This is a genomic window from Edaphosphingomonas fennica (assembly GCF_003034225.1).
Classification (GTDB): domain Bacteria; phylum Pseudomonadota; class Alphaproteobacteria; order Sphingomonadales; family Sphingomonadaceae; genus Sphingomonas_E; species Sphingomonas_E fennica.
Map to the genome: position 1 here is coordinate 1 of NZ_PHHF01000034.1, position 11,204 is coordinate 11,204.

The 11,204-nt window shown below is 63.3% G+C and carries 8 protein-coding genes and 1 pseudogene; 6 read left to right on the forward strand and 3 right to left on the reverse strand.

The genetic code is table 11. The features are described 5' to 3' along the window. Nucleotides 1-79: 79 nt before the first annotated feature. A complete protein-coding gene (locus CV103_RS07755; protein WP_281258468.1) occupies nt 80-943 on the forward strand; it encodes a serine hydrolase domain-containing protein in 864 nt (287 codons plus the stop codon). Nucleotides 944-1,404: 461 nt separating this feature from the next. After that, nucleotides 1,405-2,049, forward strand: a complete 645-nt coding sequence (locus CV103_RS07760; RefSeq protein WP_107394554.1) for a glutathione S-transferase family protein — start codon at nt 1,405-1,407, stop codon at nt 2,047-2,049. Nucleotides 2,050-2,296: 247 nt separating this feature from the next. On the opposite strand, the gene CV103_RS22115 is transcribed toward CV103_RS07760, so the two are convergent. From CV103_RS22115 to CV103_RS07785, 3 genes and pseudogenes are all read right to left on the reverse strand, one after another. Next, on the reverse strand, nt 2,297-3,580 hold the full coding sequence (locus CV103_RS22115) for an autotransporter outer membrane beta-barrel domain-containing protein (RefSeq protein WP_146163401.1): 1,284 nt from the start codon (nt 3,578-3,580) through the stop codon (nt 2,297-2,299). Then, complete coding sequence (locus tag CV103_RS07780; RefSeq protein ID WP_146163402.1) at nt 3,553-4,692, reverse strand: autotransporter-associated beta strand repeat-containing protein; 1,140 nt, start codon at nt 4,690-4,692, stop codon at nt 3,553-3,555. The genes CV103_RS22115 and CV103_RS07780 overlap by 28 nt, the downstream gene beginning before the upstream one ends. An 11-nt stretch (nt 4,693-4,703) precedes the next feature. Then, a pseudogene (locus CV103_RS07785) lies at nt 4,704-5,096 on the reverse strand (ParB/Srx family N-terminal domain-containing protein); the annotation flags it as partial. 462 nt (nt 5,097-5,558) lie between these two features. Between CV103_RS07785 and CV103_RS07790 the strand changes: the two are divergent. The 4 genes from CV103_RS07790 (at nt 5,559) to CV103_RS07810 (ending at nt 10,602) form a co-directional block, all read left to right on the forward strand. Then, nucleotides 5,559-5,807: a FitA-like ribbon-helix-helix domain-containing protein gene (locus CV103_RS07790; RefSeq protein ID WP_107394549.1), complete on the forward strand. Its 249-nt coding sequence runs from the start codon at nt 5,559-5,561 to the stop codon at nt 5,805-5,807. Then, complete coding sequence (locus CV103_RS07795) at nt 5,804-6,226, forward strand: type II toxin-antitoxin system VapC family toxin (RefSeq protein WP_107394550.1); 423 nt, start codon at nt 5,804-5,806, stop codon at nt 6,224-6,226. The genes CV103_RS07790 and CV103_RS07795 overlap by 4 nt, the downstream gene beginning before the upstream one ends. Before the next feature lie 352 nt (nt 6,227-6,578). Further along, nucleotides 6,579-8,267: a recombinase family protein gene (locus CV103_RS07805; protein ID WP_107394552.1), complete on the forward strand. Its 1,689-nt coding sequence runs from the start codon at nt 6,579-6,581 to the stop codon at nt 8,265-8,267. Nucleotides 8,268-8,460: 193 nt separating this feature from the next. Next, nucleotides 8,461-10,602 (forward strand): AAA family ATPase, encoded by a 2,142-nt coding sequence (locus CV103_RS07810; RefSeq protein ID WP_107394553.1) that lies wholly within the window; start codon nt 8,461-8,463, stop codon nt 10,600-10,602. The last annotated feature ends 602 nt before the right edge of the window (nt 10,603-11,204 follow it).

An 11,204-nucleotide genomic window follows, 5' to 3' on the forward strand; every position in this document is an offset into this window, starting at 1 on the left:
TGACCGCCGCGCCGATGTCTTCCTCGGCAGCATCCACCTCGCCGCCGCCATCACATGGTGGTTATGAGTCCCGGCCCTAATGGCAAATGCCGTCCTGGAGCACAGGCTGGGTTTGGACGACGATGTCCGGATATATCTGCACGGGGACTATCCGAACCTGCAGTACAAGGGCGATCCCATCCGCATCCGTCACTTGCTGTCGCATACGAGCGGCCTGCCAAACATGTTGCCGGAACGGGCGAACACGGTGCTGGCGGACTTCACGGATCAGCGTACACCCCGCGAACTCAATGCCATTTACGCGCGCTATGGCAAGGCGGATTTCTTCAGGGACCTGCACGCTGTCGAGATTCGCCAGACGCCTGGAAAGAATTACGCGTACTCCAGTACCGGAACCGAGCTGGCGGCGCATATTCTGGAAACGGTTTACAAGCGCGACTACGAGTCGCTGTTACGTGGGTTCTTTCAAGATTCTGCGGGGATAAGCGGCCTCAAAATCCGGTTGAGCGAGGCGGAGGCGCCGCGGCTTGCGGTCGGCTATCACAGCGACAATGCGGTGCCGACCACGCCAATGCCGCAGTTGCCCTGGGGCGCATCCGGAAACGTAAAGGCGACTGCACCGGAAATGGTGGAGTACCTCAAATTCCAGTTGGCCGGCGGGCCCGTCGTGACGGAATCGCATCATGCCCTCGTCGAATTCGATTCCGAGTTCAGCATCGGCTATTTCTGGAACATCGTCAGCGGCGACAACTTGAAGGGCGTTTACTATGCGCATCATGGTGGCGTGCCCCGTTCGCAGTCCTACATCTACATCATGCCGAAGTACGATCTTGGCATATTCGTCATCACCAACCAGAGCGGCGACCAAACTGCGCGCGCGATGGAGACGGCGATAAATACGTTGGTCGAGAGAATTGCCGCGCGCGAGAATGCCGCTCGTTAGGGCATGTCCCGACAGCGCAGACAGGTCGGGGCCTCTTTCCGGTTTGGCGGTTTCATTCTGGCGGTCGTCATACGTGGCAGCGCGGCCTGACAATCCCTTAAGTCTCACGGCTCGCAAATCAAATGGCTGCTTACGGCGATCTACGGCCTGATTCCGCACAGTCCTCAACGTCGTCGACCCCCGAACGGCCGCTCGGGGCCGGAAATAACCGAAAACCCGACATGGGGCCGAATTTCGCCTCCCGGCACCCTGGCGGGAGGCGCCGACTTGGCCGCCATCCAGAGTTCGATTTCGGCTGCCTGATAACTGTCCTCCGTTCAGATTGAGAACGATGATTGATTTGGGGGGGACGGCGTCCAAACGCGCCATGTCAAGGTGTCGCGGCAAGCGGACATGGACCCGACTGCGTTAGCTGGATGTTTTTGTTGTCGCAGGTTCGCAAATCGAAGGGATATCGATCCATGGGTGAAAATCTGACGATCTGGACCCTGGATTGGGTGCCCGAGGCGCCGCGCGGGTTTGTCCGTGATCTCCGTTTGCGTTGGGCGGCGGAAGAAGCGGGGCTCAGTTACGACGTCGGCTTGATCCGTTTCGAGGATCGGCAAACAAACCATCTCGATCGGCAGCCGTTCGGGCAGGTGCCCTTTCTTGACGATGGCGAGATCAGGATCTTCGAGAGTGGCGCCTGTCTGCTACATTTGGCGCGCAAGAGCGAAGTCCTGATGCCGCGAGATGCGACCGGCGAGGCCGAAACGCTCCAATGGGTGATCACCGCGCTCAACTCGATCGAGATGGTCAGCGTTCCCTGGTGGTTCCTTGGGCTCTCGGGCGATCATGAAAATGGCCTGTCCGGCTGGGTGGATAGCCGGCTTGCGCACATGGAGGCGATATTGAGTGTCCGCGAATGGTTGGTGGCGGACCGGTTCACCGCTGCCGATCTCATGATGGCGGATGTGCTGCGCATTCCCGACATTCGCGCCCGTGGCGACCGGCCTGCGACGGAGGCCTATATCCAGCGTCTTGTTGCTCGCCCCGCCTTCAAGAAGGCGCACGCCGATCAATTGGCGCATTTCGCGGCGGCCGATGAAAACCGGGCCAGGAACTGACCGCTGTGGTTCCACCGAAGAAGGCGCCCGCAGGGTTGGAGCGTTCTGACCGTTTTGATCGACGGATTTTGGGCGCGCTCGTTGAGCGAGCGGCCATCCCCAATCGTCAGGGGATGGCCGAACGACGGGCGTGCCGTGCCATAGATGCTGATCGCAAGAGCGTTCGCTACCCGTCCCGGCGCCGCCGGAGATGGAACCGCGCGTTCGTTTGAGCGAGCTTTCCATTGAGCGGCGCCGGTTCGGGTGTTCAGAACATCCAGGAGAAGGTAGCCCTGCCACTATGGTTCTGGGTGGAAGAGGCGATATCCCCCGCATAGGAGATATCGAACCGCGCCTGGCTGGAAAGCGCGATGCCAAGGCCGATATCGGCGCTGAGCGCATTCCGGGCCACGGGCGCCCCCGTCACCGTGAAGGGCGTGCCACCGGCAAAGGCCAGAGCCGCTTCGGGGGTGCGATCGCCGAAGGCGTGGCGCCAGCCGGCCACCGTGCGCAGATCGGCCTTCACACCGCCCAGATCGAACCCATGGGCCAGCCGCGCGCCGAGCGTGGCGAAGCTGGTCGCCATGCGATCATGCCTGACGGCCAGTGCCGCCGCGCCGCCGCGTTCGCGCGCCGCCTCGCTATCGAGCACGACATGGGCGATTCCGACGAACGGTTCGACAGCGACACCACCCGCGCCGAAGCCGCCCGCATCGGTGATGGAAAGCCTGCCGTCGAGGGTCAGATCCCCGGTGACGTCGAACAGCGCCGCCGCGGAAGGAGCACCCAATTGCACCGCGATCGTGGACGCGTTGGCGAGCGTCAGGCTGCCCATCGTGAGCGTATCGCCCGCCCGCCCGCTCAACGTGCCGGCGCTTACCATGGTGACCGCGCCAACCTCGCCCGTGCCTTCCAGCGTCGCGCTGGAATCGACCAGGATCGAGCCGCCCAGCGTTCCATCGACGCGCAGCGCGCCATCCAGAACATGGGTGGAGCCGGCAAAGCCCGAATTGTCCGTGGTCAGGGTGAGCCGGCCGGTGCCGACCAGTTCAAATATGCCGCTGCCCGAAAGCGTGCCGGCATAGGTCCCGGCGCTGCCGCCGGCGAGGGTGAGCCACGCGCCGCTGGCGATCATGGCATCGCCTGCAAAGCTGCCCTTCGTGGCGGCCAGCCCTCCTTGCGCGATATCCCAGTCGAGGCTGGACGTGCCACCCAGCGTGAGCACCCCGGCACCGGTTTTGCGCATCGTGCCGTCAAAGCCGTTCTGCCCGCCGATATTGCCGGCGAACGTGCCCTGATGGGCCTCGTTGAAAATGACGAGACCGCGATTGACGAGGTTGCCCCGGATCGAAGCGCTGCTGCCCACCAGCGTGCCGCCTTCGACGATGGTGTCGCCGGTATAGCCGTTGGCGCCGGCGAGGGTCAGCGTGCCGTCGCCCGTCTTCAGCAGGCCACTCGCACCGGAAACCGTTCCGCCGAGCGTGACGGCGATGGACCCGATCGTATCGAGCTGGCCGTTGCTGTTCAGGACGATGGCCCGGTTGGAAGACATATCGTTCGTGAAGGCGAGCGCACCGCCGTCGAAAGCGATCCCGCCCGATATCCCAGGTTGGCGTCCTGCGAGATGATGACCGTTCCGTCGGCAATGCGGATGCCGCCGGCATAGGTGTTGGTGCCGTTCAGATGGAGATTGCCGGCGCCCGTCTTGGTGATGCCGGCGGCACCCGCGATGACGACGCCGATCGTTGCGGCATTATCCAGCACGCGGATTTCGGCATTGCCGTCCGCACGGCCCGATCCGTCCGTCACCAGCCGGCCGGTGCCGTTTAGCACATAGCCGGTATCGACGAACTGAAGACCCTGGAAGCCCTGATCGCCGATGACGGTGATGGCGCCACCGGTGAAGCTGCCGGCATCTTTGAACACCGCGTTCTTGCCAGCCCAGGCCACGGATATCGTGCCACCCTGGCTGAGCCACATGGCGCCCGTTGCATCCCAGCTGCCATTGCCGCCCTGCCAGTGCTGGAGCGTGTCATCGCCGGCCGCGACGACGAACAGATCGACCCGGCCCGATCCCGCCTGAATCTGATAGGCGGCCGGATCGGCGAGGGCGGGCGTGGTGCCGATGGCAAGGCCATTGTCGGTGAGCGTGCCGCCATAAGTGATCAGCCGGTAATAGCCGAAGCCCGCCGTGCCATCGGCCGGCGAGGCGCTCTGGCTGAGGTTGATGGTGCCGTCGAGCGTGAGGTCGCCTGTCACCGCGATGCGATCGCTGGCGCCGGAGGCCGGATTGGCGAGGGTGCCCGATCCGCCCAGTTCGAAATCGAGGATCGATCCGCCGACCAGCGACAGATCGCCCGCCACGGTGAGCGTGCCGATCGAATTGCCGGGGGCGAGGCGGCCGCCGGCGGCGATAGCCGTGTCGCCCACCGTGCCGGATCCGCCCAGCGTGGCGCCACTGGCGACGGTCAAAAGGCTGCTCGACGCGATCGATCCGTTCACCGCGAGCTTGCCCGCCGAAACCAGCGTGTTGCCGGTGTAGCTGTTGCCCGTGCCCGTCAGCGTCATGGTGCCGATGCCGGTCTTGGTGAGACCCAAGGCCGATGCACCGTCGATCAGGGCGCCGGAGAAAGTGGTGGTGGTGTTGTCCGCGCCCGTCGTCAATGTGGCGGCCGAAACGCCGTCATTGGTGACAGTGCCGGTCGCGTCACGTTCTCGTCCAGACTGATCTCTGACGGATCGTTCAGCGTATCCAGCCAGCAGCGAACTGGCTCGGACTTCTTGATCTGCTTGCGCTTGGCGCGCAGCAGCATCGCCAGCCTGCGGCCCTCGCCAGCGGTGACGAGGTAATAGCCGGTCGGCGTCCCGTCCTCCTTGCTCTCCGGCTCGATCACAAGGTTCTGGATCAGCCCCTTGTGCTGGATCGACGCGGCCAGCGCCTCGATAGCGGCCTCCCCATGCGGCACCTTGCGGGCATTGCGCGGGGACTTCTTGAGCTTGGCGAGCGGCACGAAAATCTCGACGCCCGACACAGGCTCGGCGGCAACGGTTTCAGTAACGGCGTTCATCTTCTTACTCCTTCAAAACCACACACACCCCGGAATGGGGTGGGCGGCGAAAGAGCGACCGGCAGGCCCGCCGGCGGAGCCGGGCAGCATCCGCAGGACCGGAACGCAGAGGAGGTAAGCGCGGAACGCGCGTTGCGGCCCGGCGCGGCGGGCCTAGAGGGAAGCGACGCCCACCCCATCTCGGTGAGTGCAACGACCGTCAACGCGATCGGGCCGGCGCAGCCCTGGCCCGATCTCCGCAGCTCAAACCATGTGAATCCGCCCAGCGGATTGGCCGATCGGCGCGGGATCGCGCCGCCCCGCCATGCTGATCGTCACCCGGCAGGGCCGAGACCCGTCAGAGGCTCGGTCGGAGCGCAGCGGAGATAGAGCGGCGGTCCCGCAGGGAGGCGTCCAACCTGCTGACCTTGCAATTTTTCACAGCATCGACTAATATGCAGTCATTGACTTATGGAGGCTGACATGGCGGTGATGACGATCCGGAACATCGACGATGTGATCAAGAAGCGCCTCCGCGTGCGCGCGGCCGTCAATGGTCGGTCGATGGAGGATGAGGCACGCGACATTCTGCGCTCAGCGCTCTCAACTGACGATCCACGACCCCGCAATCTCGCTCACGCGATCCATGAGCGGTTCAGCCCGCTGGGTGGCATCGATCTGCCTCCCATGCCGCGCGAAGCGATCCGGCCGCCGGTGGACTTCGGCGAATGATCGTCCTCGACACCAACGTCATCTCCGAGCTGATGCGGCGCGAGCCGGATGCGGCAGTGATGGCTTGGATCGCCGAGCAGCCGATGGCGGGCGTGTTCACGACGACGCTGACGCAGGCGGAAATCTTCTACGGATTGGCGCTTTTGCCGGAGGGTCGCCGCCGGGACGGGCTGATGGCGGCTGCGAAGCCGATGTTCGATGTCGATCTGGCGGGGCGTGTCCTGCCGTTCGATACCGACGCGGCGAATGCCTATCCCGACATCGCGGCTGGGCGGCGGAAAGGTGGCCAGCCGATCAGCCAGATCGACGCGCAAATCGCTGCGATCGTCTGCTCGCGAGGGGCGCGGCTGGCGACTCGCAACGTCGCCGACTTCGCCGACTGCGGCATCACGGTCGTAAACCCGTGGGGCGAGCCATGAACCGCGCCGCCGTCCGCCCCTATCTGCGCTACGCCACGTCGGAGCCTTTGCGCCAAGGCAGGACGGGCGGCACCGTGCCCGCATGGCCACTTTTCGCAAGCCTCGTCGCCGATCGCTACGCCGTCCCGCATACTGCCCGGACGATTTGCTCGATTACGCCCGATCGCCGGTCAGCGCGCCTCGGCCTTGTGCCGGTCGACCGCCCAAAGACGACCTTTCTACTTGGACCGTTACCGACGACTGGCCCGATCGTGTGCCGGTTACGAGCGTCGAAGTGGATGTGTTCGAGGCATGGTTCGGCGATGTGTTCGACGAGTTGTTCGGGCCATGCCAATGATGTGAGGAAGTTGCCATGACTGTGCCGCTGCGCGCCGCCCTCTATCTGCGCGTCTCGACAGCGCGGCAGGCCGAGCATGACGTTTCGATCCCGGATCAGCGCAAGCAGGGCGAAGCTTACTGTGTCGCGCGCGGCTATGAACTGACCGAGACGTTCGTTGAGCCGGGTAATACGGCCACGAATGATCGCCGTCCCGAATTTCAGCGGATGATCGAAGCTGGGACGAGCAAGCCTTCGCCATTCGATGTGGTGGTCGTCCACAGCTTCTCGCGCTTCTTCCGCGACGCTTTCGAGATGGAATATTATTACAGGAAGCTAGGCAAGAATGGCGTTCGCCTCGTCTCCATCACGCAGGAGCTTGGCGACGATCCGATGCACGACATGATGCGGCGGATCATGGCGCTGTTCGACGAGTATCAGTCTAAGGAAAATGCCAAGCACGTCCTGCGCGCGCTCAAGGAAAATGCCCGCCAGGGCTTCTGGAACGGCTCGCTGCCGCCGATCGGCTATCGAATTGTCGCGGCCGAGCAGCGCGGGGCGAAGGTCAAGAAGAAGCTGGAGATCGACCCGCTTCACGCCGACACGGTGCGGCTGGCGTTCAAGCTGGCGCTGGAAGGCGACGGCACGTCCGGCCCGATGGGTGTGAAGACGATCACCAAGCATCTCAACGAGCGCCGCATCTTCACCCGCGATGGCGGGCGCTGGGGCATCGGCACGGTGCATCGGATGCTGACCCGCCCGACCTACGCGGGCCGGCATGAGTTCAACAAGCGCGGCAAGAGCAAGGAATTGAAGCCGGCCGAGGAAGTGATCGCGGTCGAGGTTCCGGCGATCATCGACCAGGCGATGTTCGATGCGGTGCAGGCGCACTTGAAATCGCGCAGCCCGAAGGTCGCGCATCCGCAGGTCGTCGGCGGCCCGACGCTGCTGACGGGACTGATCCACTGCGGCAAGTGCGGCGGCGCGATGACGATCCGCACCGGCAAGGGTGGGCGCTACCGCTACTACACCTGCTCGATGAAGGCGCGGCAGGGCGCGACTGCCTGCGAGGGGATGACCGTCGCGATGGAGCGGCTGGATGATCTCGTCGCCAATCATCTGGCCGAACGGCTGCTCGATCCCGATCGACTTGAGGACGTGCTGTCGGAGGTTCTGGACCGCCGGCAGGACCGATCCGAGCGACGCCGGGAGCATATCGCTGAGTTGAACCGGCGCGCTGCGGAGACGGAGCTACGGCTGAAGCGGCTGTATGACGCGATCGAAAGTGGAGTCGCCGATCTCGATGATCCGGCGCTCAAGGATCGCATCAGCGGATTGAAGGCGACCCGCGATCAGGCGCGAGCGGACGCCGAGCGCGCCTCAGCGCTGCTCGTAAGCTCGGCGCAACAGGCGATCACGCCGACGATGCTGCGCGACTTCGCCTCTACCGCGCGGCGACGTATCCGGCTGGAGGGCGGCGGCTACCGACGCGACCATCTACGCGCGCTCGCCCAGCGGGTAGAGGTCGATAAGGGCGAAGTCCGGATCATGGGCTCAAAGAGCAACCTGCTGCGAGTGCTAGCCGCTAACGGCGTAGCCACGGCGGCGGGCGGAGTGCCCACCGTTGTTCCGAAGTGGCGGAAGAGGTGGGATTCGAACCCACGGACGGGTTGCCCCGTCGCTGGTTTTCAAGTTTGGGACACCCGGCCCGGCAGTAACCCGTAGCTGCACGCGGATGCCTTAAAACTCCTTGTAAGTCAATAATATAACCTCCTTGCAAGCTCGTGGCGGCACGTCGTAGCACTGTGCCGCGTGCTAGAAATGCGCTAGAAGGAGGTCATATGGTGAAGCTCACCAAGGCGTTTATCGAAAGGTCCAAGCGCCGGAGAAGGGTTATCAGGTCCATTGGGACGAGACGGTGAAGGGCTATGGGTTGCGGGTCGCTTCGCCCCCAGCACTGGGCAAGCCGCCGCGTCGGGTGTTCATCGTCATGGGACGGGTCGCCGGTAAATCGATCCAGTTCACAATCGGCGCATATGGCACCTACACCGAGGACGCCGCGCGCAAGCGGGCGCAGAAGCTGTTGCAGGACATGCGCGAGGGGATCGACCCGCGCGATGCCAAGAAGCACGACGCCGCCGTGGCGGTGACGCTCCGCGATGTGGCAGACGCCTACAAGGATCGACCGGGCAAATTGAAGGGTTCCAGCTCGGACGTGATCGAGCGTCACGTTACCACCACGTTTGAAGCGTGGTTGTCCAAGCCCAGCCGCAGCGCAGTCGCGCGAGGTTGCGGCATCGGATATATCCAGACGGCCGACGATCCGTATTCGTGCATCGACATGGACGTGAAGGATGGCACGCCGCGCGAAGCGCTTGATCGCTATCAGTCCATCATCGACCAGTTCGACAGCTATACAGAGCATTCCCAGTCTGGACGCGGCTTCCACGTTTGGGTGAGAGGCAAGATCGGCGATGGTAAGCGCCGCGATGGGGTGGAGATATATTCGCAGGCGCGATTCATGATCTGCACCGGCAACGTCGTGCGGGAACAACCTATCGCGGAACGGCAGGCGCTGCTCACCAACATGGTATCGCTGATGGTGCCAGAGCCACCCGCCAAGATTGAGCTTTGGGGCGAAGATCACGCGGATTGGAGCGCGGCGACACGCGCGGCAGAAGATGGTGGGGAACTAGGGCGCTTGTTCGGCGGGGACTGGGAAGGACGTTATCCTTCGCAATCGGAGGCAGATTTGGCCCTTATCAAGCTGCTCCTGCCGCTCACCGAATCCCCCGGCGAATGCTGGGGCACGTTTCGTATGTCGAAGCTCGGTGAGCGGAAGAAGGCAAGGCGAATCGACTACGCACAATCGACCATGGCTCTAGCCATGCAGCACCTCGCCAACGACGCCGCGAGCGTTCAGCACGGGCAGACGATGGCGGCGGGGCTGTTGTGGCAGGGGCCGCCGCCACATAGTCAGCGCCATTTCCGCCTGCTCAGTGATGGTGACTTGGACCGGCTCCCCGCGTTGCGGTGGCTGGTGAAGCGAATCATTCCCGATGCCGGCATCGGCGCGATTTATGGTGATTCTGGCACCTTCAAATCGTTCCTCACTCTCGACCTGATGGCGCACATCTCGAACGGAAATGAATGGTTCGGCAATCGGGTGCGGGCTGCCCCTGCCGTTTATGTCCCATTCGAGGGCCAAGGCGGCATCCCCAATCGCGTGAAAGCATGGCGGTTGGCGCAGGCGGCACGGCAGAACCCGGAAATGTTGTTTTCGGTCATCCCGCCCGATGACGTGCGAACCAACATTTCGGTCATCATGGAACCGATCAATCTGCGCGAGCAGGCGGACCGGGACACCTTGGTCGCGACGCTGACGGAGCAGGGCTGGGCTGGCGGCGTGTTGTGCATTGACACGCTAGCGCACGCTTCGGCAGGCATTGACGAGAATAGCAGCGCGATGGCGGAGATGATCAGCATTTTCCGCGATCTGCAATTGCGGCTCGGCGGCGTCGTCTTGTTGATCCATCACAGTGGCAAGGACAGTTCGCGCGGGATGCGCGGCTGGTCCGGCCTCCATGCGGCGATGGACTTTGTGATTGAGTGCCAGCGCGACAAGGACGACCCAGCGCTCGCGGCTGAATTTGTCCTCGCGAAGGTGAAGGACGGCAGCACCGGCGCTCGAACGCGATTCCGGCTAGAAGTGGTCCAAATCGGAATGGACGAAGACGGCGACTATATGTCGTCACTCGTTGTCGCTCCCACGCCAGCGGAAGAAGCGCCTGGTGCTGACTATCCTTTCAAACAGGACAGGAGTGCCGAGGACGCGGAGGACGAACAGTTCGTTTGGGAATGGGTGAAGCGCGCGGTCGAGAACGGCGAATATCCCAGCGGCAGGTCACTGGAGGGGCAGCGCGCCAACCAGATGAACCAAGAGCGCAAGCTCACGCAGGTCAGGCTTCGCGATGCCATCCACAGACTGCGGGCTGCAAGCCGTCTCGTAGATGCCGACGAAAAGGCTCCTTCGGGCAACGTCTATATGGTGACGCAGTGAGGGGCGTTGCCACGCACCTGGGGCGCGTTGAGGGTGAATTGTCGCTCTTTAACGCGCCCCGAACCCCACAGGGGCCAGCAGCACCCCGCAGGGTGCGTAGCTGGGTTACCCCTTTAGGGACAACGCACCTTTTCCAACGCGCATCAGCCACCGACATTCACGGGAAAAACTGCCGCCAGCTTATGGGGAGGTGCGTTGCGCGCGCCGTAGGTGCCGCACAGGCCGACAGCGCCGGGCGCTGGGGCACGAAACAGGGGTTGCCGCCCCCGTGGATACCCCTACCGCGAGTCAGCGCTGTAATCGCCCCATTTCGCCTCTGTGCCGCGCGCCAACTTCTGGATGCAGCGGCGGATATTCAAATCAACATAAAATAAACAGGAAATTATGCCCGCAAGCGATTGTTAGATATGACTAATGCAGAAATTAACACATTAACACCGGATCGCTGATCATTCGCAATTCTGCCTATTTTGAAACAGCCTTGAGCAATTCGGCTGGTTCCGTGCCAAGCGCCGTTGCGATCCTAGGGTCGGGACCCATAAACAGGATTCCCTTGGCGTCGGGAATGTGATTCATATGTGGACGCCCCCTTGGCAAGGGCA

Excerpts from the sequence above, each read along its gene's own strand:
- CV103_RS07795 (WP_107394550.1), top strand. The coding sequence starts at position 5,804 with ATGATCGTCCTCGACACCAACGTCATCTCCGAGCTGATGCGGCGCGAG.
- CV103_RS07790 (WP_107394549.1), top strand. The coding sequence starts at position 5,559 with ATGGCGGTGATGACGATCCGGAACATCGACGATGTGATCAAGAAGCGC.
- CV103_RS07760 (WP_107394554.1), top strand. The coding sequence starts at position 1,405 with ATGGGTGAAAATCTGACGATCTGGACCCTGGATTGGGTGCCCGAGGCG.
- CV103_RS07755 (WP_281258468.1), top strand. The coding sequence starts at position 80 with ATGGCAAATGCCGTCCTGGAGCACAGGCTGGGTTTGGACGACGATGTC.
- CV103_RS07805 (WP_107394552.1), top strand. The coding sequence starts at position 6,579 with ATGACTGTGCCGCTGCGCGCCGCCCTCTATCTGCGCGTCTCGACAGCG.
- CV103_RS22115 (WP_146163401.1), bottom strand. The coding sequence starts at position 3,580 with ATGTCTTCCAACCGGGCCATCGTCCTGAACAGCAACGGCCAGCTCGAT.